Source organism: Nocardioides gansuensis (assembly GCF_003076135.1).
In the GTDB taxonomy this organism is placed as follows: Bacteria; Actinomycetota; Actinomycetes; order Propionibacteriales; family Nocardioidaceae; genus Nocardioides; species Nocardioides gansuensis.
Genome location: NZ_QDGZ01000008.1, coordinates 84,734 through 108,073 on the forward strand (window position 1 = coordinate 84,734; position 23,340 = coordinate 108,073).

Here is a 23,340-nt window from a genome sequence, read left to right on the forward strand (position 1 = left end):
CGGACAGGGCACGATGTACGGACGATGTCGCACACCCGCAGGCTGCTCGTGCTCGCCGTCGCCTGGGCGGTACCGATCGCCTGGATCGCGACGTCGCTGCTGGCCGGACCTTCGGACGGCACCTCGCTGTCGTCGCTGTCCGTGTCCCCGGGGCAGGAGAGGTGGGGAGACACCGTCACGATCGGCAGGGCGTACGGCGACACGCCCCTGCGCGAGGGAGACCTGGTGCTCGGGATCGACGGCCAGAGCATCGGCGACTGGGTGCGGTCCGGCCGCGACGCTGGCCGCGAGGTGGGCGACGTGGTCCGCTACGACGTACAGCGGGCAGCACAGGATCTCGACCTGGCCCTGCAGCTCGAGGTGACGCTCACGCGGTATCCCTTCCTGTCCGCCGCACGCGACAACCCGCTGGCCGTCACGCTCGCCCTGCTCCTCCTGCTGTCCGGCTCGGTGGTCTTCTGGCGGCGCCCGGGCGCGGCGGCGTCCGGTGCCTTCCTGGCCACGACGTCCCTGTTGCCCACCGTGCTCACCGCCCATCCGTGGGGACTCGGGGCCGTCGACCTCGCCGGCGGCCGTGGGACCTGGCCGCACTGGGGTGGCGAGGCGCTCTGCGCCCTCGGCGGGGCCGCAGCGATCCTCGCGGCGGCCACACTCATCGGGACCCCGGAATGGCTCCGGCGACGGTGGTGGACGGCCCCGGCAGCGGCTCTGGTGCCTCTGGCCGGGTATGCCGGGTGGCTGGCAGGCCAGGGTGGACCCCCGTCGGGTGCCGAGGGACTCCAGGTCACCTCCACCGTCGCCGGGCCGGCCCTGCTCGCCACCGTGCCCGTCGTCCTGCTCGTGACGGGCCATCGCTACGTGCGTGCCCGGCAGCGTGAAGACCTGTTCGCGGCTCGGCTCGTGGTCCTGGGGATCGCCGGCGGGCTCGGCGTGTGGCTCCTCCTCGGCTACGTCCCGCAAGCCCTGGACGGCGAGCCGCTCCTGCCGTGGCCGCTGCTGTCGCTGCTGGTCGTCCCGTTCGTGCTCGGCACCGTGGGCGCGGGCATCGCCCGCTACCGCCTCGACGAGGTCGAGCCCGCGGTCCGGCGGGCCCTGGTGCAGGCCCTGGTCGTCGTGCTCGTCGGTGCGGCCTTCATCGGAGTCGTGCGGGCTGTCGACGTCGCCTCCGACCTCTCGGTCGGGTCGATGCTCGCCGGGGGACTGGTGGCGCTCCTGTTGCTGCCGGTGGCCGTGTGGCTCCAGCGGCTGGTGCGGCGGGTCGTCTACGGCGACCGCGAGTTCCCGCGCCGGGTGGTGTCCGACCTGCGCCGGCTCGACCCGCTCACCGCGCCCGAGGAGGCGCTCCAGGAGACGCTGGCCCTGCTGGCACGCCGCCTGCACCTGTCCTACGCCGCGATCGAGGTGTTCGCCACGGAGACGACGGACGCCATCGCCACCGCGACCGGTGAGCAGTACGGAGCCCCCGTGACGGTCGACCTGGCCGTCGGCGGGACCACGCTGGGGCGGCTGTCGCTCGAGGTCGATCCGGGGCGCGACCCGTTCGGCTCGGGGGACCGGCGGCTGCTCGAGGACGTGGGCAGCCAGGTCGGCGCGCTGGTGCAAGCGGTCGTGATCAACCGCGAGCTGCAGCGGTCCCGCCAGCACCTGATCGCGGCCCGCGAGGAGGAGCGGCGCCGGATCCGCCGCGATCTGCACGATGGTCTCGGGCCGTCCCTGGCGACGATGGCCATGCGGCTGGAGGCCGCGCACGACCTGATCGCCGACGATCCCGCGCAGGCGGCGGAGCTGGTCGGCAGGCTCGCGGAGCAGGCCAGGGACGAGATCGCCGAGGTACGCCGACTGGTCGACGGCTTGCGCCCGCCTGCCCTCGACCAGTTCGGGCTCGTCTCCGCCCTGCGGCAGCGCGCCGACGACGACAACCTGGGCGGCGCCCCGGGATCCGGTGCACGAGGGATGATGTGGACCGTCGAGGCCGCCGACGACGTGGAGCCGTTGCCTGCCGCGGTGGAGGTCGCCGCCTACCGGATCGCGGTGGAGGCCGTTAACAACGCCCGTCGACACAGCGGCGCGACGGCCTGTGTCGTCACGCTCCGCAGGGATGACAGGGCGCTCCACCTGACGATCCGCGACGACGGACGGGGACTGGCCGCGGATCGTGGCGCTGGTGTAGGCCTGTTCTCCATGAGGGAGCGTGCCGCGGAGCTCGGGGGGACCTGCACGCTGACGTCCGACAAGGACCCGGGCACGGTGGTCGACGTCGTGATCCCGCTCGGCCAGGACGAGAGCGAGGGATGACGATGGAGCCACTTCGGGTGCTGGTCGTGGACGACCACGAGGAGTTCAGGCAGGGCATCGAGGCCCTGCTCTCCGCGTCGCCCGCCATCGAGGTGGTCGGCCACGCGGCTGACGGGGCGGCGGCGGTGACGCTCGCCCTGGACCTGCAGCCGGACGTCGTGCTGATGGACCTGCACATGCCACGGCTCAACGGGGTGGAGGCGACGGCGCGCATCGTCTCGTCCTCGCCGCACATCGGGGTCCTGGTGCTGACGATGATGGAGGACGAGGACTCCGTCTTCGCGGCCGTCCGGGCGGGTGCGCGCGGCTACCTGCTGAAGGGCGCCCGCCGCAGCGAGGTCGTCCGGGCGATCGGGGCCGTCGGCGCCGGGGAGGTGATCTTCGGCCCCGGCATCGCCGAGCGGGTGATGACCTACTTCCGGTCCGTGAGGTCCCGCCCGGCGGCCGATGTGTTCCCCGAGCTGACCGATCGGGAGCGGGTGATCCTCGGCCTGATCGCCGAGGGCAAGGAGAACGCCGAGATCGCCCGCCAGCTGAGCCTCTCGGTGAAGACGGTGCGCAACCACGCCAGCAACATCTTCGCCAAGCTGCAGGTCGCCCATCGGGCGCAGGCGATCGTGCTGGCGCGCGAGGCGGGGCTCGGATAGTCAGCCGGCCCGGCAGCCGCCCTGGAGCCGCGCGTCCTCCCGGGCATCCGCGCCGAGCTGCTGCGCCTGGGGCCGGTCGGGGTAGACGACGCTGGCGCCGAACTCGGTGCCCGGCGTGCCGCCGATCACGCAGGCCGTGACGCGGCCCGCGTCGACGAGCGTGAGTGCGTGCACGAAGCGGTAGAGCTCGCCGGGCGACAGGTCCGTCTCGAGGCCGCCGATCGCCGCCAGGGCGACGCCCTCCATGAATCCCTCACTGTCCGCCCTGGCCCGGAGCTCCCGCAGCGCCCCCAGCAGCAGCTGCTGGTGGTGGGCGGAGCGGGCGAAGTCGTAGCCCGGCAGGTCCCTGCTGCGCGCGAAGGCGAGTGCCTCACGGGGGGTGAGCGTGTTCCTCCCCTCGCGCACCCTCAGGTCCACCTCGGGGAGGGGGAAGGAGAACGCCGAGTCGACCTCGATCTCCCCGAAGGTGCCCAGCATCGCCTGGAAGCCGTCGAACCCGGTCATCAGCACCAGGTCCGGGGTGATGTCGACGAGCTCGGCGACCTCGTGCGCGGCGAGGTCGGTGCCGCCGTCGATCACGGCGTTGTTGATGCGGCTCATGCCGTCCGGGAGCCGCACCCAGGAGTCGCGCGGGATCCCGATCGCGACGGCGTGGCCGGTGCGCCAGTTGATGCCGATCAGCTGGATCGCGTCGGTGTGGCCGTCGGTCAGCTCCTGGCCCGGCCGCGCGTCGGAGCCGAGCGCCAGCACCCACAGGACACCATCGCCGAAGTCGACCGCGGACGCCCGCTCGACGGTGGTGAGGCTGATAGCGGCGGGTCGCACGGACGAGGCCGGCACGACCAGCGCGACGGCGACCAGCAGGGGCAGCCACCGCGCCAGTCGCCGGACCCGCGATGCCCGTGTCACGGTGCCACGCCCGTCTCGAGCGTGGCACCGTCGTCCAGCGCCACGTCGTACCCGAAGATCGACCATTCCCCGGCGCCCTCCTCGAGCAGGAACCGTCCGCGCAGCGACAACGGCCGCGGCTTCCCGTCCTCCATGGTCGCCTCGAAGGCGAACCGGACGGCGGCCGTCGCCCCGATGACGTCCTGGCCGTCCACCAGGAAGGACAGGTCCGCGTCCAACCGGGTCGCCCGCACCGCGGTGGCGTCCTGGACCCGAGCCGCGGTGAGCTGCTCGATGTCGCGGGCGGCGTGCCGGGCCGCGCCGCTGGTGAACGACTCGAAGGAGGCGACGAACTCCCTGCGCGGGAAGTCCCCGAGGAACCCGCGGACGACGTAGTGCGAGAGCACGTCGCCGATCTCGGTCTCCAGCGCGGTGCGGTCCTCCTCGTCGAGGTGGTCGGCGCCGGACACGCTCTCCACGCGGAGTGCCACCGACCGGGGCGTGGGTGTCTGCTGCTCCCCCGGCACCTCGTCGGGGGAGCACCCCGCGAGCACGCCTGCGACCAAGGCCACGCCCGCAGCGCCATGCGTGACCCTGCGTCGTGGGTGGCCCATGCCCCCCATGATGTCCGATGGAGGCGGAGGCTGCGTCAACTCGCGCTCACCAGGTTCGTGGTCGGCAGGTCGAAGGAGGCGACGTTGTCCCGCGCGGGGTGACGGCCGCCGACCGGTCCCCGGGCGAAGCCGGTGACGAGGTTGTCGGTGACGATGCGGACGAAGCGCGCCGTGGCGGGGCCGAGAGGCCGGTCGCAACGGTCGACGAGGGAGCAGCCCCAGCGCAGGGTGCCTGCCGTGAACACCCCGGCCCCTGACGGGGTCGTGTAGTAGACCGACTGGGCGGTCGTGGAGACGCCACGACAGTCGTACGACGTGTGGCTGAGGATCTGCAGCGGTCGCGGCAGCGCCCGGTCCGGGTAGACCCGGTCGGCCTCCGGTCCCACGAGCCCGGGCACCCGATCGCCGTGCGACACCCCCGTGCTGCGGAAGCCCCACCAGCGCGGGGACACGACCACGTAGTCGGCGTCTACCGGGTAGCACTCGTACTGCATGCCGAGCAGGTCGTGCTCCGGCCGCGGAACCGGCGCGTCGCGGAACCGCGAGGTCGCCTCGCCCGGCCGGGAGTCGCGCAGCGGGTCGAGATGTGCGGAGTGCCGGTAGCCGACCATGACGCGGGCCCTGCCGGTCGCCCTGTCCTCCAGGCGGACCCGCCAGTACATCGTGTTGGCACCGAGGAACGCCAGGTTCGTGCCCGCGTCGCGCGCGGCCATCACCTCGGCCCGCATCGAGGGCGTCCAGTACTCGTCGTGGCCCATCGACACGTAGCCGAGTGCGCCGTCCAGTGACCCGGAGCGCAGGTGCAGGTCCACGTTGGTGAAGTAGGAGAGCGGCTCACCCGTCCGCTCGGCGCGGACGATGATGGGAATGGCGGCGGTGCGGTAGTCGTTGGCACCGGTCGCGCCGTTGTAGGGCCGGTCGAAGCTCACGGCGTAGCTGTTCCGGTCCCCAGGAGGTCCCTCGTAGAGGCTGTAGCCGCCCCACGCGTTGTAGGCCTGCCAGGTGGTGATCGGCGCGACCAGCGCCACCGTGCCGCGGGCGGACGGCGAGGTCACGACGTACGGCACCTGGGTCTGCCAGCCCGTGGGCGTCCGCAGCGTGAAGACGTAGAACCCCGGATCCCACGTCGAGGTGTCGACCGTGAGGTCGCGACGCCAGGGGGCGACCACGGTCCGGGTCCTGGCCGGCTCGAGCCGGGCCGCGGGCTGCACCCGCCCCCGCCGGAAGCCCGACTCCCAGACGAACGCACCCGTGCCGCCGCGGTAGGCGCCGATCCGGAAGGCCGACGCCTCGTAGCCACGCTCGGTCGTGGAGACCTTGAGGCCCACCCGGGTCCCGGGCAGCCCGCTCGCGTGCGTCGTGTACGCCTCGATCTGGTGGTCGTTGGACGGCTTGGTGATCCGCCATGCCTCCGACCCATGCCGTCGGCGGTCCCGGGCCCCGCCCACGCCGTCGCCGGTGCCGGACCCGTCGGCCGGCTGCGCGCCGGGGGAGGTGCCGGGGGAGACCACCGCCGGCGGCGGATCCTCCAGCCCTGTCCCGGGGATCGGCGACCCGCAAGCCGTGACCGCGCAGGTCGTCAGCACCAGTCCCACCCACACTGCCCGTGCGTCCACTCCGACCACCTCGTCCGAGGTGGCGGACCCTCCACCGCCTCGATACGACGGTCGGCCGCGGGCCTGTCCCGGGGCATGAGGCTGCGGTCACGGTCGGGGCAGGAGGAAGCGGACGCTGGCCCCTTGTCCGGGACGCCCCTCCGCGTCTCGGGACGCCGACGCGGGGACCTAGGATTGCGGCCATGCCTGACACCTCCGGATCGACCGCGTCCGCGCGCGTCGAGATCACCCGGGCCGAGGTGGCGCACCTGGCCACCCTCGCCCGGATCGACCTCTCTGACGCCGAGCTCGACCACCTGGCGCCGCAGCTGTCGGTGATCCTCGAGTCGGTCGCCTCGATCACCGGCGTGGCCGGTGACGAGGTGCCGCCGACCTCCCACCCGCTGCCGCTGACCAACGTCTTCCGCGACGACGTCGTCGTCCCGGGGCTCACGCCCGAGCAGGCCCTCGCCGGCGCCCCCGAGGTGGAGCAGCAGCGGTTCAGCGTCCCGCGGATCCTGGGAGACGAGCAGTGAACGACGTCCTCACCCGGTCGGCGGCCGAGCTGGCCGACCTCCTCGCCACCGGCGAGCTCACCAGCGTGGCCCTCACCCAGGCCTGCCTCGACCGCATCGGGCAGGTCGACGACGCCGTCCACGCCTTCCTCCACGTCGACGTCGAGGGCGCGCTCGCCGAGGCGGCCGCGTCCGACGAGCGCCGGGCCAACGGCGACCTGCTCAGCCCGCTCGACGGCATCCCGATCGCCGTCAAGGACGTGCTCGTCACCGTCGGCCTGCCGACGACATGCGGGTCGAAGATCCTCGAGGGCTGGGTCCCGCCCTACGACGCGACCGTGGTGCGCCGGCTCCGTGAGGCGGGCCTGCCGATCCTCGGCAAGACCAACATGGACGAGTTCGCGATGGGCTCGTCCACCGAGCACTCGGCGTACGGCCCGACCCGCAACCCGTGGGACCTCGACCGGATCCCCGGCGGCTCGGGTGGTGGCTCCGCGGCGGCCGTCGCCGCCTTCGAGGCGCCGCTCGCGCTCGGCACCGACACCGGCGGCTCGATCCGCCAGCCGGGGGCGGTCACCGGCACGGTCGGCGTCAAGCCGACGTACGGCGGGGTATCGCGCTACGGCCTCGTGGCGATGGCCAACTCGCTCGACCAGGTCGGCCCGGTCACCCGCACGGTCCTCGACAGCGCCCTGCTCCACGAGCTGATCGGCGGGCACGACCCCCTCGACTCCACGAGCATCGACCAGCCCGTGCCGGCCCTCGTCGAGGCCGCCCGCCAGGGGGCGACGGGAGACCTGACCGGTCTCCGCGTCGGCGTGATCACCGAGCTCGGCGGCGAGGGCTACCAGGCAGGCGTGCTCGCGCGCTTCCAGGAGTCGCTCGACCTGCTCGTCGGCGCCGGCGCCGAGGTCGTCGAGGTGTCGTGCCCGAGCTTCGTGCACGCGCTGGCGACCTACTACCTGATCATGCCGTGCGAGGCGTCCTCCAACCTCGCGAAGTTCGACGCCATGCGCTACGGCCTGCGCGTCGTGCCGGAGGCTGCCGCGCACGGGGGACCGCCGAGCGCCGAGGACGTCATGCGGGCCACTCGCGACGCCGGCTTCGGCGACGAGGTCAAGCGCCGCATCATCCTCGGCACCTACGCCCTCTCCAGCGGCTACTACGACGCCTACTACGGCCAGGCGCAGAAGGTGCGGACACTGATCAGCCGCGACTTCGAGGCTGCCTTCGCCCAGGCCGACGTGCTCGTCTCGCCCACGGCGCCGACGACGGCGTTCCGGCTGGGGGAGAAGCTCGACGACCCGCTGGCGATGTACCTCAACGACCTCGCCACCATCCCCGCCAACCTCGCGGGCGTGCCCGGCATCTCGCTCCCGAGCGGCCTCGCCGACGAGGACGGCCTCCCGGCCGGCTTCCAGGTCCTGGCTCCCGCGATGGCCGACGACCGGCTCTACCGCGTCGGCGCCGCGCTGGAGGCGCTGCTCGAGAAGAAGTGGGGCGGGCCGCTGCTCGCCCAGGCCCCCGTCCTTGATGGAGTACAGGCATGAGCACCGTGACCCTGCGCTCCTTCGAGGAGACGCTGGAGAAGTACGACCCCGCGCTGGGCCTCGAGGTCCACGTCGAGCTCAACACCGAGTCGAAGATGTTCTGCGGCTGCCCGACGGAGTTCGGCGCCGAGCCCAACACCCAGGTGTGCCCGACCTGCCTGGGCCTGCCGGGCGCGATGCCGGTGGTCAACCGCAAGGCCGTCGAGTCGGCCATCCGCATCGGCCTCGCGCTCAACTGCCAGATCGCCGAGTGGTGCCGCTTCGCCCGGAAGAACTACTTCTACCCGGACATGCCGAAGAACTTCCAGACGTCGCAGTACGACGAGCCGATCGCGTTCGACGGCTGGATGGACGTCGAGGTCGGGGGGGAGACCTACCGGGTCGAGATCGAGCGCGCCCACATGGAGGAGGACACCGGGAAGTCGCTGCACGTGGGCGGCGCCACCGGCCGCATCCACGGCGCCGACCACTCTCTGGTCGACTACAACCGTGCCGGCATCCCGCTGATCGAGATCGTCACCCGCCCGATCGTCGGGGCGGGGGCGAAGGCTCCCGAGGTCGCCAAGGCGTACGTCGCGCAGCTGAGGCAGCTGATCATCGCACTCGGGGTCTCCGACGCCCGGATGGACCAGGGCTCCATTCGCGCCGACGTCAACCTGTCGCTCGCCCCTACGGGGGCGGACCGGCTCGGCACCCGCACGGAGACGAAGAACGTCAACTCGCTGCGCTCGGTGGAGCGGGCGGTCCGCTACGAGATGCAGCGGCACGCTGCGATCCTCGACGCCGGCGGCACGATCCTCCAGGAGACCCGTCACTGGCACGAGGACACCGGGATCACGACGAGCGGCCGGGAGAAGTCGGACGCCGAGGACTACCGCTACTTCCCCGAGCCCGACCTGGTGCCGGTCGCCCCCACCCGCGAGTGGGTGGAGGAGCTGCGCGCCACGCTGCCGGAGAACCCGACCCAGAAGCGGGCCCGCCTGCAGGCCGAGTGGGGCTTCACCGACCTCGAGATGCGCGACACCGTCGGGGCCGGCGCGCTCGCGCTCGTGGAGGAGACCATCGCCGCGGGTGCCACCCCGCAGGCCGCGCGCAAGTGGTGGCTCTCCGAGCTCGCCCGCCGGGCCAACGACGCCGGTGTCGAGGTGGCCGAGGTCGGGGTCACTCCCGCGCAGGTGGCGGAGGTGCAGCGCCTCGTCGACGCGGGGACGATCAACGACAAGCTCGCGCGCCAGGTCTTCGACGGCCTGATCGCCGGCGAGGGCACGCCCGAGGAGATCGTGGCGTCCCGCGGCCTCGCGGTCGTCTCCGACGACGGTGCCCTCGGTGCCGCGGTGGACAAGGCCATCGAGGCCAACCCCGACGTCGCCCAGAAGATCCGCGACGGCAAGGTCGCGGCCGCCGGCGCGCTCATCGGGTCCGTGATGAAGGAGATGCGCGGGCAGGCTGACGCCGGCCGGGTCCGCGAGCTGATCCTCGAGAAGCTCTCCTGAGCCGCCGAGCCGCTGTCAGGGCGGCGATGTAGCCTGCTGGAGCACAACACATCAGGTCGTGGTGGGGAAGCCGGTGAGAGTCCGGCGCTGACCCGCAACCGTGAGCGCCCGAAGGCTGGGCGCGAGCCGGACCGCCCACCGCGATCACCCGAGACACGCTGCGAGGAAACGGCGGGGGCATCTTCCCCCGCTGCAGCGGGAAGGAAGACCATGACGCACCCCCTTCACAAGGCTGCCGCGCTGGTGGCCGCGTCCGCGATCACCCTGACAGCACTGGCCGGAGCCCCGGCTCAGGCGGCACCTGCCGCCAAGACCGACCCGGCCGCCCTGGACGCCGCAGCCTCCTGGCTCAAGGGCGAGCTGACCGACGGCCTGGTCGTCGGCGCGATCGGCACCGACTACGGCCTGACGATCGACGTGGCGCTGGCCCTCAACGAGAACAGCGAGAAGGCGTCCGTCCGGGCGATCAGCAACGCCGTGGCCGCCAAGGTCAACGACTACATCAGCGGCGGGGCGGTCGACCCCGACAGCACCTACGCCGGGCCGACCGCCAAGGCCGCGGTGCTCGCGCGGATCGCGGGGGCCAACCCCACGTCGTACGGGGGGGTCAACCTCATCTCGCGCCTCGAGGAGCGCGTCGCCACGACCGCGCCGATCGCCGGCCGCATCCAGGACAAGAGCAAGTTCGGCGACTTCGCCAACGTCGTCGGCCAGGCCTATGCCGCGCGCGCGCTCACCGAGGCGAAGTCGCAGCGCGCCGCGGAGGCCGTCGACTTCCTGCTGGCCCAGCAGTGCGCGTCGGGCTTCTTCCGGCTCAACTTCACGGCCGACAAGACCTCGGCCGCGCAGAGCTGCGCCGAGGGCACCAAGGGCAGCGAGCCCGACACCGACGCGACCGCCCTGGCGGTCATCAACCTCGTCGAGTCCGGTGACCACTCCAAGGAGGTGCAGGACGCGCTGGCCAAGGCCGGCACCTGGCTGGCAGCCCAGCAGAAGTCGTCCGGCGCCTTCGGCGGCGGCCCCACCACCGAGGCGCCCAACACCAACAGCACCGGCCTGGCCGGCTGGGCCCTCGGCGTGCTGAAGAACAAGGCGGCGGCCGCCAAGGCCGCGGTGTGGGTGCGCAAGCACCAGCCCATCGACGTGAGCCGCTGCCGCAGCGCGCTCACCAAGGACCGCGGCGCGATCGCCTACGACAAGCTGGCGGTCAAGACCGCGCGCACGGCCGGCATCACCGACGCCGTGGCCGACCAGTGGCGGCGCTCGACCGCGCAGGCCGCCCCGGTGCTGCAGTGGGCCCCGGCCAGCCCGGACGCCCTCACCGTGACGCCCAAGCGGCTCAGGGGTGAGGCCGGGACCAAGATGCGGTTCAAGGTCACCGGCATCGCACCCGGCGAGCGGGCCTGCCTCTCCATCAAGGGCGACTACAAGCGCCTGGTCGGCAAGGCCACCGGTGGCGTGCTCGCGCGCAAGCTCGAGCTGCCTCGCGGCGACCGCACGCGCACCGTCAAGGTGAAGACCGTCGACGACAGCGCCAAGACGCGGGTGCAGGTCCACAACTGAACGCTCGCGCCATGACCCGGACGGCCCGGCGCCCTGTGGGCGCCGGGCCGCTCGCGCTCGCCTGGCTGCTGTTGGCAGCCGCCCTGGTGGGGGTGCCGGCCGCGCCGGCGTACGCCGCGACCTGTGGCGCCGCAGGCGGGGTGAGCGTGGTCGTCGACTTCCGTGAGCTGGGCGGTGGCCTGCAGACCGCGTGCGCCCCGGCCGGTGGCGGCCGCTCGGCTGCCGCGGTCGTGGAGTCGGTGGGGCACACTCTGACCTACGTCCAGCGGCAGCCGGGCTTCGTGTGCCGCATCTCGGGTGTGCCGGCCGCGGACCCGTGCGTCAACACCCCTCCGTCGAACGCCTACTGGGGCCTCTACTGGTCTGACGGCACCGACGGCCGCTGGTCCTACTCCTCGCTCGGCGCCACCTCGCTGACCGTGCCGGACGGGGGCTCCGTCGCGTTCGCCTGGCAGGGCGCCCAGTCAGGCGCGCCCGCGGTGCCGCCGCCGGTGCGGGCGCAGCCCGAGCCGTCGAAGACGAACACCCCGTCACCGACGAAGACCCCGACGAAGACACCGACGAAGTCTGCGACGCCCTCGCCGTCGCCGTCACAGACGCAGAGCCCGACGGCTCCGCCCCCAGCAGAGACGTCGCCGTCCGCCACCGCGACGCCGACGGCCTCCGCCTCGGCGACCCGCTCGCCGACGCCGGTCCCGACCCGCAGCCGTACGCCGCGGCGTACGGCCCCGGCGAGCGAGGAGCCCACGACCACCGCACCGACCGCGACCCCCACGGACGACGCCGGCGACCCCGCCACCGACCCCGGGGCGACGGCCGCAGAGCCGGCCTCGGGCAGCGTGCCGACGTGGCTGGTGCTGTCCCTGCTCGCCCTGCTCGTGGCCGTCGCCGCCACCGTCGCGGTCCGGGCGCGCCGACGCGGAAGCCCCTGAGTCCGTGGCCGGCGCGCCGGGCGGCCTGCCGCGTGACCTCCACCCCGTCGCCTGGTGGGCCTGGGCCATCGGGCTGGCGGCGGCTGCCTCGATGACGACCAACCCGCTGCTGCTCCTCCTCCTGGTGGCCGTGACCTCGGTCGTCGTGCTCGCGCGGCGCTCCGGCCACCCGTGGGGCCGCTCCTTCCGGCTCTACCTGTGGCTGGGGCTGGCGATCGTCGTGCTGCGCGTGCTGTTCCGCGTGGTCTTCGGCGGCGTCGAGACCGGCACCGTCCTCGTCCCGCTGCCCGAGGTCCCGCTGCCCGACTGGGTCGCCGGAGTCAGGCTGCTCGGACCGGTGACCCGGGAGTCGCTGCTGGCGGGCCTCTACGACGGGATGCGGCTCGCGACGATCGTGGTCTGCGTCGGGGCCGCCAACTCCCTCGCCAACCCCAAGCGGCTGCTCGCGTCCGTGCCGCCTGCGCTCTACGAGATCGGCACGGCGCTCGTCGTCGCGGTCTCGATCTTCCCGCAGCTCGCCGACAGCGTCCGGCGGGTCCGCGCCGCGCAGGCCCTCCGCGGAGGGGCCGGGGGACGGGTCGGCCGGCTGCGGCGCTTCCTCGTGCCCGTGCTGGAGGACTCGCTCGAGCGCTCGCTCGCCCTGGCCGCCGGCATGGACACCCGCGGCTACGGCCGCTCCGGCGACCTGCCCCGGGGCCAGCGGGCGCTGACCGGTGCGCTGCTGCTCAGTGCCCTGGTCGGCATCTGCGTCGGCACCTACGCCCTGCTCGACCCCACGGCGCCGCAATGGCTGGCGGGCCCGGTGCTGGTGGCCGGTGTCGTCGTCGCCGCGCTCGGGCTGCTCAGCGCGGGCCGCCGGGTGGCGCGCACCCGCTATCGCCCTGACCCCTGGAGCGCGCCCGAGCTCATGACCGTCGCCGTCGGTGTGGCGGTGGCCGCGCTCGCGCACCGGCTGGCGACGACCGAGCTCGTCGTCGCCCACCCGGGGGTCGACGGCTTCCCGTCGCTGTCCGTGCTGGGCCTCGCCGTCGGCGTGCTGGGGCTCCTGCCCGCGGTCGCGACCCCGGCCCCGGCCAGCACCTTCGCCGGCTCCGAGGCCCCGTCCATGGAGGGGAGTGCGGTGTGATCGAGCTGCGCGGCCTGTCCTTCGGCTATGCCGACCGCCGGGTGCTCGACGGCGTCGACCTCCTGCTGGAGGAGGGCGAGCTGGTGCTCGTCTCGGGGCGCACCGGCGTCGGCAAGTCCACCCTGCTCGGGGTCGTCACCGGGCTGGTGCCCCGTTTCAGTGGCGGCACCCTGCGGGGCGACGTCCTCCTCGACGGGGCGAGCGTCGTGGACACCCCGCCGCGCGAGCGCGCCCACCTGGTCGGCTACGTCGGCCAGGACCCGGTCGCCGGATACGTCACCGACACCGTCGAGGAGGAGCTCGCCTACGGCATGGAGCAGCTCGGCGTGCCTGCCGCCACCATGCGGCGCCGGGTCGAGGAGACCCTCGACCTCCTCGGCATCGCCGAGCTGAGGCGTCGCGACCTGCGCAGCCTCTCCGGCGGCGAGCAGCAGCGGGTCGCCATCGGCTCCGTGCTGACCATCCACCCCCGGGTCCTCGTGCTCGACGAGCCCACCTCCGCCCTCGACCCCACCGCCGCCGAGGACGTCCTCGCGACGCTCACCCGCCTCGTCCACGACCTGGGGCTCACCGTGCTGCTGGCCGAGCACCGGCTGGAGCGGGTGGTGCCCTTCGCCGACCGGGTCCTGCTGCTGCCCGGCGACGGCCGGGTGGTGACCGGCACCCCCGAGGAGGTGCTGCGCACCTCACCCGTGGCTCCGCCGATCGTGGAGCTCGGCCGGGCCGCGGGCTGGGAGCCGCTGCCACTGAGGGTCCGTGACGCCCGCCGCCGGGCCGTGGCCCTCCGGACGCTGCCGAAGCCCCCGGCAGATGCGCCGGTCGGGGGAGCACCGGTGCTCTCGGCGCGCGGGCTCACCGTGGTGCACGGCTCGCACGTCGCGCTGCGGGGCGTCGACCTCGACCTCCGCGAGGGGCGGGTCACGGCCCTGATGGGCCGCAACGGTTCGGGCAAGTCCTCGCTGATCTGGGCCCTGCAGGGCTCGGGTCGCCGCCGCGGCGGCACCGTGCTGGTGGGCGAGCGCAGGGTCGATCCGGCGGCGCTGTCCCCGGCCGAGCGGCGTACGCACGTCGGACTCGTGCCGCAGACCGCCGCAGACCTCCTTTACCTCGAGACCGTCTCGGAGGAGTGCGCCGCCTCCGACGAGGGGGCGGGCGCCGCGCCGGGCCGCTGCCGCAGCCTGCTCGACCGGCTCGCGCCCGGCATCGACGACACCACCCACCCGCGTGACCTGTCCGAGGGACAGCGGCTCGCGCTGGCCCTGGCCGTCGTGCTCACCGCGCGCCCGCGCGTGCTGCTGCTCGACGAGCCGACCCGTGGCCTCGACTACGCCGGCAAGCACGAGCTGGCCCGGATCGTGCACGACCTCGCCGCCGACGGCCACGCGGTGCTGATCGCGACCCACGACGTCGAGTTCACCGCCCACGTCGCCGACGGTGTCGTGGTGCTGGCGGACGGCGAGGTCGTCTCGGCCGGCCCCACCCGCGAGGTCGTGGCGGAGTCGCCGTCCTTCGCCCCGCAGGTCACCAAGATCCTCGGCCCGCCCTGGCTGCGGGTGGAGGAGGTCGTCCGGGCGCTGGCCGCCGAGGACGTCGGGGAGGGGTCATGAGCGCCCCCGCCGTCCCGCTGCGGCCCCGGTCCGCGCTGGTCCTCGCTGTCGCGTCCCTCGCCGGCTTGATGATGCTGGCCTGGCCGCTCCTCCTGCAGGCCGGCACCGGCGACCGCGTCGACCCGCCCTTCGTGTTCCTGGCGCTGCTGCCCGTGGTCGTCGTCGTGGTGCTGGCCGAGCTGAGCGAGGGCGGCATGGACTCGCGGGTGCTCGCCGTGCTCGGGGTGCTCAGCGCGGTCAACGCGGTGCTCCGGGCCCTCGGCGCCGGCACGGCCGGCATCGAGCTGGTCTTCTTCCTGCTGGTGCTCGCGGGCCGGGTCTTCGGCGCGGGCTTCGGGTTCGTGCTCGGCTGCACCTCGCTGTTCGCGTCGGCGCTCCTCACGGCAGGCGTGGGGCCTTGGCTGCCCTTCCAGATGATCTGCTCGGCGTGGATCGGGATGGGCGCCGGCCTGCTGCCGCGCCGCGTGACGGGTCGCTGGGAGATCGCCATGCTGGTCGCCTACGCCGTCGTCGCGTCGTACGCCTTCGGCATCCTGATGAACCTCTCCTCCTGGCCCTTCGCGCTCGGGGTGGCCGTGCCGGGCCACGAGGGCTCGCTGTCGTACGTCGCGGGCGCACCGCTGCTGGAGAACCTGCACCGGTTCGGCGTCTACACGCTGCTGACGTCGACGGGCAGCTGGGACACCGGCCGGGCGGTCACCACGTCGCTGGCGATCGTCGTGCTCGGCCCGGCGATCCTCACGACGCTGCGCCGGGCGGCCCGCCGGGTGACCATCGAGTCGGCGCATCTGCACACGTGAGAGGCGTCGAGTCGGCTGGTCTGCACGCGAGGAGCGCGTCGAGTCGGCTGGTCTGCTCGCGATGAGGGCGTCGAGTCGGCTGGACTGCACGCGGTGAGGGCGCCGAGTCGGCTGGTCTACGCGCGGTGAGGGCGTCGAGTCGGCTGGTCTGCGCGCCAGGAGGGCGCCGAGTCGGCTGGACGCCCAGATCAGGCGGGGGGCGCCACGCCAGGGCGTGCACCTTCATCGCCGGCGCGCTTCCCCAGCACGTGACGGGGTGACCGCCGGCCCAACCTTCCCCAGACCCAGTGCCAGGCACCGGGGACTCAGGCGCCTTGGCCGATGCGCCGACTCGGTGCGGTCCGGGTGAGCAGATGCGCCGACTCGGTGCGGTCCGCTTGAGCAGATGCGCCGACTCGGTGCGGTCCGGGTGAGCAGATGCGCCGACTCGGTGCGGTCCGGGTGAGCAGATGCGCCGACTCGGCGTCAGGGTTGGATGCGGAGGATGCGGTCGTCGCCCTCGGCGGGCTGGCCGCGGCCGTCGTGGTTGGACGTGCTCACCCACAGCGTCCCGTCAGGGGCGGCCACGACCGAGCGGAGCCGGCCGTAGCGGCCGACGAAGAACGGGGTGGGGTTGGACGCCCGCCTGCCCGCGACGTCCACCCGCCACAGCCGCTCGCCCATGAGCGCGCCGAGCCAGAGGTGGCCCTCGGTCCAGGCCAGCCCAGACGGGGACGCCTCCGAGGTCGGCCACGTCACCAGCGGGTCGACGAAGTCGGGCTCGCCGCCCTTGCCCTCGACCTCGGGCCAGCCGTAGTTGGCGCCCGGCTCGATCAGGTTGAGCTCGTCGAACGACTGCGCGCCGAACTCCGACGCCCAGAGCCGGCCCGCGTCGTCGAACGCCAGCCCCTGCACGTTGCGGTGGCCCCACGACCAGACGGGGGTGCCGAACGGGTTGCCGGGGGCGGGGTCGCCGTCGGTCGTGATGCGCAGGATCTTGCCGGCCAGCGACTCGCGGTCCTGGGCCAGCCCCTCGTCTCCGGTCTCGCCGGTGGAGACGTAGAGGAAGCCGTCCGGTCCGAAGGCCAGCCGGCCGCCGTCGTGGATGAAGCCCTTGGGGATACCGGTGAGGATCGGCTCGGGCTCGCCGAGCCGTCCGTCCTCGTACGGCGCGCGCAGGACGCGGTTGTCCTCGGCGGTCGTGGCGTAGAGGAACACCTGCTGGTCGCTGTCGTAGTCGGGTGACACCGCGATCCCCAGCAGCCCGGCCTCGCCCTCGGGGGCGGCCTGCTCGACGACGCCGACCTGATCGCCGCCGCCGGTGCCATCGAGGTGGAACACCCGCCGGGTGTCGCGCTCGGTCACCAGCGCCGTGCCGTCGGGCAGGAAGGCCACCCCCCAGGGGACCCGCAGGTCGGTGGCGACGGTGCCGAGGACACGCGGCGACCGGTCCGGCGACGGCTCGCGGGAGGTGGGGGAGTCGGTGGGCGTGCTCGGCGTGGCGTCCGTCGGCTGGGTGAACGACGGCATCTCGGGATCGGGGGCCTCGTCCTGGCAGGCCGAGAGCAGCAGTGCCACCGCGAGCGCCAGCGTGAGGTCTCGACTTCGCTCGACCAACCGCACGCGCTCGACCAGCCGGAGTGCCCGCATCAGCTGGCCTTTCCGCCGTCCGAGACCTCGACACGGGCCAGGAACTCCAGCAGCAGCCTGTGCACCTCGTCCGGCTTCTCCATCTGCGCGAAGTGGCTCGCCGGCAGCTCGACGAACGTCGCCTCCCGCATCCGCTCCGCGGCGGTGCGCATGTCCCGCGACCCCGCGAGCACGTCGTACCGGCCGGCGACGAAGAACGCCGGGGCGTTGAGCTTGCTCAGCGAGATCCGGGCGTGCTCGGAGGTGCGCAGGGCGAGGTGGAAGTACCAGTCGATCGGGGTGGAGAGGAACTCCTTGATCGCGCGCGCCGTCAGGTCGGGATCGGCCACCGGGAGCATGAAGCCGGAGTGGCTGACGACCCCGATCGCCCGGCGGCCGACCGGCAGGCGCCTGGTGAGCGGCGTCAGCGCGCGGCCCCCGCACTTGAGCACCCGCGAGGCGCCCACGGTGGTCAGCCGGGCCGCCCAGCGGGGCAGGTGCAGCGGGCCGAGCATGGTGGAGAACGTGTCGCCGGGGACGCCGCAGACGGCGAAGAGTCCGCGCACCCGCTCGGGGTGGAGCGCGGCCAGCTCGAAGGCGGTGTTGACGCCCATCGACCAGCCCATCACGACGGCGGAGTCGATGCCGAAGTGGTCGAGCACGGAGCGCGCGTCCTCGACGAACTCCTCGATGCCGACCCGGTTGCGGTCGGCGGGGCGGGCGGAGCCGCCGACGCCGCGATGGTTCCAGGACACGACCCGGACGCCGCAGTCGGGCTCGAGCAGCGCCGGCCAGGCCCACGGGTTGGTGCCGAGACCGTTGCACAACAGGACGGTCGGGCCGTCGATCAGTCCCAGGGGGTCGTTGGTCCAGGCACGCAGCCGGGTGCCGTCGTCGGAGAGGACGTCGGTGAACGCGAGCCCCTCGTCGATCGCAACGGGCACGGGCGAGGGGGCGGCGGTCATGGCCCGATTGTGCCGCAGCGGGCGGTCGATCCGGGGACCTCCACCTCACGGTGTCGACTGATGTGGCGTCGCACGTCACGCGACCTTCACGCCCGGGATACCGCACCGTCGCCGGCCACCGGTTGGCTCCGGGCCGTGCGGACCTCTCGGCGGATCCTCCTCAAGGGCGGCGTCCTCACCGGCGCGGCAACCCTCGCTCCCGGCTCCCTGACCCCGGTCGACCTCCGCTCCACAGCGGCGGCCACCCCCTTCCGCGACACGCCGTTCTCGCTGGGCGTCGCGAGCGGCGACCCGCTCCCGGACGGCTTCGTCATCTGGACGCGGCTCGCGGTGCAGCCGCTGGCCGACGACGGCCTCGGCGGCGTCTCGCCGCACAGCCGCGAGATCCGGTGGCAGGTCGCGCGCGACGAGCGGTTCCGGTACGTCGAGGCGTCGGGCCGCGCGTGGACGGGGCCGGCCGAGGGACACTCGGTCCACGTCGAGGTGCACGGGCTGCGCCCCGGCCGGGAGTACTTCTACCGGTTCCGCACCGACCGGGAGGTCTCGCCGGTCGGCCGGACCCGGACGGCGCCGGACCCTGCGTCGTACCCCTCGAGCCTGGCGATGTCGTTCGCCTCCTGCGCGCAGCTCGAGCACGGCTGGTTCACCGCCTACCGCCGGATGGCCGAGGACGAGCCCGAGCTGGTGCTGCACCTGGGTGACTACCTCTATGAGTACTCCCCGGGCACGGTCCCCGCCGACAGCGGGAACGTCCGTGCGCACGAGGGGCCGGAGACGGCGAGTCTCGCCGACTACCGCCGTCGGCACGCGCAGTACAAGACCGACCCCGACCTCCAGCTGCTGCACGCGACCGCGCCGTGGGTCGTGGTCTTCGACGACCACGAGGTCTGCGACAACTGGGCCGACGAGGTGCCGCGCACCGCCGCCTCGGTGCCCTACTTCCGCGACAGGCGGGCCGCCGCGCTGCGCGCCTACTACGAGAACATGCCGCTGCGCCGCTCCGCGATCCCCCGGGGTCTGGAGATGGTGGCCCACCGCAGGCTGGCCTGGGGCCGGCTCGCGACCTTTCACATGCTCGACACCCGGCAGCACCGCGACGACCAGAGCTGCGGGGACGGCATGGGCTCCTGCGGGGCCGAGCAGGACGCCGCCCGCTCGATCCTCGGCGAGTCGCAGGAGTCGTGGCTGGCCGAAGGCTTCGCCGCGTCGACCGCGACGTGGGACTTCCTCGGCCAGCAGGTGCCGTTCGCCCGGATGGACACCAGCCCCACGCCCGACGAGCGGCTCTCGATGGACAGCTGGGACGGTTACCCCGCGTGCCGCGACCGGGTGGTCCGGGCCTGGCAGGACGCCGGGGTCCGCAACCCCGTCGTGCTCACCGGCGACGTGCACGACCACCTCGCCAGCGAGGTGCTCTCGGACTGGGAGGACCCCTCCTCGGTCCTCGCCCCCGAGCTGGTCTGCACCTCGATCACCTCCGGCGGCGACGGGCACGACTCCGACGACGGGCGCTACCGCTGGGCCGAGCAGAACCCCCACATCAGGTTCTGGACCGACCTCCGCGGCTACGTCCGCACCCGGGTCACGCCCGACTCCGTCACGGCCGACTTCCGGTGCCTCACGGGGGTGAGCCGCCCCGACCAGCCGGCCTTCACGCGCGCGTCGTACGTCATCGCCGACGGCGACCACGCGCTGCACCAGGTGTCCGCGACGCCGCTGTCCAGCCTCTAGTCCGGGGCCGGCTCGGAGTGCAGCGGGCGGCTGCGGGTCGCACCGCCGCTCGCGACGACCACGCAGGCGACGGCGAGCCACTGGAGGGGCGAGAGCAGCTCGTGGAGCACCACGATCGCGGCGAGGGCGGCTGCGGCCGGCTCCAGGCTCATCAGGATCCCGAAGACCGACGGCGCCAGCGACCTCAGCGCCACCATCTCGCAGCTGTAGGGCACCACCGAGCTCAGCAGCCCGACCAGCGCGCCGATCACCAGCACGCGCGGGTCGAGCAGCGTCGACCCGCCGGCCAGCACGGCCGGCACGGTCATCAGCACGGTCGCCAGGACACTGGCCACGGCCAGGCCGTCGAGGCCGGGCCAGCGCCGCCCGGTGCTGGCGCTGAGCAGGATGTACGCCGCCCACGCGGCGCCCGCCAGGAGCGCGAACGCCACCCCCGCCACCGACAGGTCGGCCGGCTCCAGGCCGAGCAGGAGCACGCCGACGGCCGCGAGGCCGACCCAGAGCAGGTCCCGGGCACGCCTCGACCCGACGACCGCGAGGGTGAGCGGGCCGACGAACTCGATCGTCACCGCGATCCCGAGCGGGATCCGGGCGAAGGACTGGTAGATCGCCCAGTTCATGATCCCGAGGCTGAGGGCGAAGCCCGCGGCGACCAGCCAGTCGTCCCGGCTCCGGCCGCGCAGCTGCGGGCGTGCGATCGCGACCAGCACCAGGGCGCTGGTCACCAGTCGCAACCACACCATCGCCGTCGGGTCGACGGTGCCGAACAGGTCCTTCGCGACCGCCGCGCCCACCTGCACCGAGACGATGCCGACCAGCACGAGCCAGACGGGTCCCAGGCGCGTGCTCACGGCGTCAATCTAGGGGCCGGCTCTCGATGCGCGGTTGGTGGTCCCTCGCGACCGCTACTCGACCAGCGACTTGATCGCGGCGCGAGCGTGCCTGGCCTCCGCATCGAAGAAGTCCAGGCCCCAGTCGGCCACGATCGCGGGGTGCTGGAAGGGCTCGCCCGGCCCGTCGGCCCCCCGGAGCGACTCGCGGACGTCCTGGAGCTCCTTGCGCGCCTGCGCCAGCTCCTCGACGTACTGCTCGAGCATCGCCCGCGTGCTGGCCGGGTCGGACACGTGGCCCATCAGCAGCCGCAGCAGCACGGTGTGCTTGATCACCGGGAAGCCCGCCGGCGTCGTCTCCATCCAGGTGCGGAGGGCGGTCCGGCCGGCCTCGGTGATGGCGTACGTCGTGACGTCCCGGCCCCCGTCGCTGCGGGTGTGCGGCTCGACCAGGCCGTGCTCGGTGAGTCGGGTCAGCTCGGAGTAGATCTGGCTCATCGCGGGGGCGACCCAGTAGAAGCGCAGGGTCACGTCGGCGCGCTGCTTGAGCTCGTAGCCGGTCAGCTCGTCGCCGAAGGTGAGCAGCCCGAGGAGCGCGTAGGAGGTGACGGGAAGCGCCTGCCCCAGCATTTTCCCTTGACTCATGGTGCCACCAGAGTAGTGTTCCTGTTCGGAATAGTCACGGAGGGAGAACGCGTGTTCGCAGGGGGAGGCGAGGCGCCGGCCATCGAGGCCGTCGACCTCGTGAAGCACTTCGGAGAGACGGTGGCGGTGGACGGGGTGAGCCTGTCCGTGCCGCGCGGCAGCGTGCTGGGGCTGCTCGGCCCCAACGGCGCCGGCAAGACGACCACCGTCCGGATGATGACGACGCTCACCGAGCCCACGAGCGGCACCGCTCGGGTCAACGGGCACGACGTCGTGACGGAGCCGGCGGCGGTGCGCCGCAGCATGGGTCTGACCGGTCAGGCAGCGACCGTGGACGAGCTGCTCACCGGCCGGGAGAACCTCCGCCTCATCGGGTCGCTCTACGGGCTCTCGACCGCCTACATCAGGCGAGCGTCCGACGAGCTGCTGGAGCGGTTCTCGCTCGCTGACGCTGGGGACAGGATCGTCAAGACCTACTCCGGCGGCATGCGCAGACGTCTCGACCTCGCCGTGAGCCTGATCGCGACCCCGCCGGTCCTCTTCCTGGACGAGCCCACCACCGGGCTCGACCCGCGCAGCCGCGTGGAGCTGTGGGACGTGCTGCGGGAGCTGGTCCGGGACGGGACGACGTTGCTGCTCACGACGCAATACCTCGAGGAGGCCGACCAGCTGGCCAACCGCATCGTGGTGATCGACAAGGGCAGGGTGATCGCAGAGGGCACGCCCCTCGAGCTGAAGAACCAGTCCGGCAAGGCGGCTCTGGTGGTGACGGTGTCGCACGCCGAGGACCTGCCGATCGCCGAGCGGATGCTGCGAGACCTGGTGGCCGAGGTCCACGTGGACAGCTCGGCACGACAGCTCACGGCACCCGCAGAAGGTCTCGCCGACGTGACCCGCGTCGCCCACGTCTTCGGGGACAGCCGGATCGAGCTCGACGACCTCGGTCTCAAGCGCCCGAGCCTCGACGACGTCTTCCTGCACCTGACCGGACACCGCGCCGAGGACACCACGGCGGCACCCGAAGCCGAGGAGGCCATCCGATGACGATCGACAGCGCCCACCTGACCGCGGAGGGACGCCTCGCGCGGCCCGAGATCCGCGACACCGGCCTCCTGCGCCAGTCCCTGGCGATCACCCGCCGCAACCTGATCCACATCAAGCGGATGCCCGAGATGCTCCTCGACGTCACCATCCAGCCGGTGATGTTCGTGCTGCTCTTCGCCTACGTGTTCGGCGGCTCCATCGCGGTCGGCGGCTCTCCGTCGGGCTACCGCGAATGGCTGATGGCCGGGATCATGGCCCAGACCATCGCGTTCGCGTCCTTCATCGTGGCGGTGGGGCTGACGGCCGACATCGACAAGGGCATCGTCGACCGGCTCCGGTCGCTGCCGATCCACCCGGCGGCCGTGCTGGTCGGCCGGAGCGTGTCGAGCCTGATGCACTCCAGCATCGGCGTCCTGATCATGTCCCTGACCGGCCTCATCGTGGGCTGGCGGATCCGGGACGGCTTCGCTGACGCGGTGCTCGCGTATGTGCTGCTGCTGTCGTGGGGCTTCGCCATGATCTGGGTCGGCATCCTCGTCGGCTCGGCCATGCGCTCGGTGGAGGCGGTCAACGGCCTCATGTTCGCCACGATGTTCCCGATCACGTTCCTCGCGGACACGTTCGCGCCGACCGAGCACATGCCCTCCTGGCTGCGCACGGTCGCCGAGTGGAACCCCATGTCCTCGCTGGTCCAGGCACTGCGCGAGCTGTGGGGCAACGACGTGCCCGCGCCCGCCGACGCCGCCCTGCCGCTCCAGCATCCGGTGCTGAGCACGCTGATCTGGGTGGTCGTGATCACGGCCGTGACCGCTCCGCTCGCGCTCCGGGCGTTCAACAAGCGCACCCGCGACTAGTCACCGCAACACTGGCTCATTCGAGGCATGAGGGAGGC

20 protein-coding genes and 1 riboswitch are annotated in these 23,340 nt (G+C 73.2%); of the genes, 13 read left to right on the forward strand and 7 right to left on the reverse strand.

Annotated features, from left to right (window positions below; all coding sequences use genetic code 11):
• Positions 1-24 precede the first annotated feature (24 nt).
• Positions 25-2,295, forward strand: coding sequence for a sensor histidine kinase (locus DDE18_RS23080; RefSeq protein ID WP_165821223.1), 2,271 nt, complete (start codon positions 25-27; stop codon positions 2,293-2,295).
• Between the two features lie 2 nt (positions 2,296-2,297).
• Positions 2,298-2,942 (forward strand): response regulator, encoded by a 645-nt coding sequence (locus tag DDE18_RS18040; RefSeq protein WP_165821224.1) that lies wholly within the window; start codon positions 2,298-2,300, stop codon positions 2,940-2,942.
• Here DDE18_RS18040 and DDE18_RS18045 read toward each other — a convergent pair whose 3' ends face one another.
• From DDE18_RS18045 to DDE18_RS18055, 3 genes are read right to left on the reverse strand one after another with little or no spacing between them, the layout of a single operon-like run.
• Positions 2,943-3,851: an LCP family protein gene (locus DDE18_RS18045; RefSeq protein ID WP_165821225.1), complete on the reverse strand. Its 909-nt coding sequence runs from the start codon at positions 3,849-3,851 to the stop codon at positions 2,943-2,945.
• Positions 3,848-4,444 carry a hypothetical protein gene (locus DDE18_RS18050; protein ID WP_133241262.1) on the reverse strand — a complete coding sequence of 199 codons (597 nt, stop codon included), beginning with the start codon at positions 4,442-4,444 and terminating at the stop codon, positions 3,848-3,850. The genes DDE18_RS18045 and DDE18_RS18050 overlap by 4 nt, the downstream gene beginning before the upstream one ends.
• A 35-nt stretch (positions 4,445-4,479) precedes the next feature.
• Positions 4,480-6,060 carry a N,N-dimethylformamidase beta subunit family domain-containing protein gene (locus DDE18_RS18055; protein WP_133241263.1) on the reverse strand — a complete coding sequence of 527 codons (1,581 nt, stop codon included), beginning with the start codon at positions 6,058-6,060 and terminating at the stop codon, positions 4,480-4,482.
• Between the two features lie 182 nt (positions 6,061-6,242).
• Here DDE18_RS18055 and gatC point away from each other — a divergent pair, with 182 nt between their 5' ends.
• The 8 genes from gatC to DDE18_RS18095 all read left to right on the forward strand — a co-directional run bounded on the left by gatC (position 6,243) and on the right by DDE18_RS18095 (position 15,625).
• Positions 6,243-6,575, forward strand: coding sequence for an Asp-tRNA(Asn)/Glu-tRNA(Gln) amidotransferase subunit GatC (gene gatC / locus DDE18_RS18060; RefSeq protein WP_116573677.1), 333 nt, complete (start codon positions 6,243-6,245; stop codon positions 6,573-6,575).
• Positions 6,572-8,104 carry an Asp-tRNA(Asn)/Glu-tRNA(Gln) amidotransferase subunit GatA gene (gatA, locus tag DDE18_RS18065; protein ID WP_116573678.1) on the forward strand — a complete coding sequence of 511 codons (1,533 nt, stop codon included), beginning with the start codon at positions 6,572-6,574 and terminating at the stop codon, positions 8,102-8,104. Before gatC ends, gatA begins: the two co-directional genes overlap by 4 nt.
• A complete protein-coding gene (gene gatB / locus DDE18_RS18070; protein WP_116573679.1) occupies positions 8,101-9,597 on the forward strand; it encodes an Asp-tRNA(Asn)/Glu-tRNA(Gln) amidotransferase subunit GatB in 1,497 nt (498 codons plus the stop codon). The genes gatA and gatB overlap by 4 nt, the downstream gene beginning before the upstream one ends.
• A gap of 65 nt (positions 9,598-9,662) precedes the next feature.
• Positions 9,663-9,767, forward strand: a riboswitch (cobalamin riboswitch).
• A gap of 40 nt (positions 9,768-9,807) precedes the next feature.
• The gene (locus DDE18_RS18075) at positions 9,808-11,160 is read left to right on the forward strand and encodes a prenyltransferase/squalene oxidase repeat-containing protein (RefSeq protein ID WP_116573680.1); all 1,353 of its coding nucleotides are present in this window, start codon (positions 9,808-9,810) and stop codon (positions 11,158-11,160) included.
• An 11-nt stretch (positions 11,161-11,171) separates the two neighbouring features.
• A complete protein-coding gene (locus tag DDE18_RS18080; protein WP_133241264.1) occupies positions 11,172-12,092 on the forward strand; it encodes a hypothetical protein in 921 nt (306 codons plus the stop codon).
• Between the two features lie 4 nt (positions 12,093-12,096).
• Positions 12,097-13,218, forward strand: a complete 1,122-nt coding sequence (locus DDE18_RS18085; protein WP_116573682.1) for a CbiQ family ECF transporter T component — start codon at positions 12,097-12,099, stop codon at positions 13,216-13,218.
• Positions 13,215-14,825: an ABC transporter ATP-binding protein gene (locus DDE18_RS18090; RefSeq protein ID WP_116573683.1), complete on the forward strand. Its 1,611-nt coding sequence runs from the start codon at positions 13,215-13,217 to the stop codon at positions 14,823-14,825. Before DDE18_RS18085 ends, DDE18_RS18090 begins: the two co-directional genes overlap by 4 nt.
• Positions 14,822-15,625 carry an ECF transporter S component family protein gene (locus tag DDE18_RS18095; RefSeq protein ID WP_116573684.1) on the forward strand — a complete coding sequence of 268 codons (804 nt, stop codon included), beginning with the start codon at positions 14,822-14,824 and terminating at the stop codon, positions 15,623-15,625. Before DDE18_RS18090 ends, DDE18_RS18095 begins: the two co-directional genes overlap by 4 nt.
• A gap of 465 nt (positions 15,626-16,090) precedes the next feature.
• Here DDE18_RS18095 and DDE18_RS18100 read toward each other — a convergent pair whose 3' ends face one another.
• Both DDE18_RS18100 and DDE18_RS18105 read right to left on the reverse strand, forming a co-directional pair.
• Positions 16,091-17,254 (reverse strand): PQQ-dependent sugar dehydrogenase, encoded by a 1,164-nt coding sequence (locus DDE18_RS18100; RefSeq protein WP_116573685.1) that lies wholly within the window; start codon positions 17,252-17,254, stop codon positions 16,091-16,093.
• Positions 17,254-18,198, reverse strand: a complete 945-nt coding sequence (locus tag DDE18_RS18105; protein WP_116573686.1) for an alpha/beta fold hydrolase — start codon at positions 18,196-18,198, stop codon at positions 17,254-17,256. The genes DDE18_RS18100 and DDE18_RS18105 overlap by 1 nt, the downstream gene beginning before the upstream one ends.
• A 135-nt stretch (positions 18,199-18,333) precedes the next feature.
• On the opposite strand from DDE18_RS18105, the gene DDE18_RS18110 reads away from it, so the two are divergent.
• A complete protein-coding gene (locus tag DDE18_RS18110; protein WP_245916843.1) occupies positions 18,334-19,929 on the forward strand; it encodes an alkaline phosphatase D family protein in 1,596 nt (531 codons plus the stop codon).
• Here DDE18_RS18110 and DDE18_RS18115 read toward each other — a convergent pair.
• Positions 19,926-20,780, reverse strand: a complete 855-nt coding sequence (locus DDE18_RS18115) for an EamA family transporter (protein ID WP_245916845.1) — start codon at positions 20,778-20,780, stop codon at positions 19,926-19,928. The two genes, DDE18_RS18110 and DDE18_RS18115, sit on opposite strands and share 4 nt — an antisense overlap.
• Before the next feature lie 54 nt (positions 20,781-20,834).
• Positions 20,835-21,404, reverse strand: a complete 570-nt coding sequence (locus tag DDE18_RS18120; protein ID WP_116573688.1) for a PadR family transcriptional regulator — start codon at positions 21,402-21,404, stop codon at positions 20,835-20,837.
• A gap of 51 nt (positions 21,405-21,455) precedes the next feature.
• Between DDE18_RS18120 and DDE18_RS18125 the strand changes: the two genes are divergently transcribed.
• Positions 21,456-22,448 (forward strand): ATP-binding cassette domain-containing protein, encoded by a 993-nt coding sequence (locus DDE18_RS18125; protein WP_116573689.1) that lies wholly within the window; start codon positions 21,456-21,458, stop codon positions 22,446-22,448.
• A complete protein-coding gene (locus tag DDE18_RS18130; protein WP_116573690.1) occupies positions 22,445-23,302 on the forward strand; it encodes an ABC transporter permease in 858 nt (285 codons plus the stop codon). Before DDE18_RS18125 ends, DDE18_RS18130 begins: the two co-directional genes overlap by 4 nt.
• Positions 23,303-23,340: the final 38 nt, after the last annotated feature.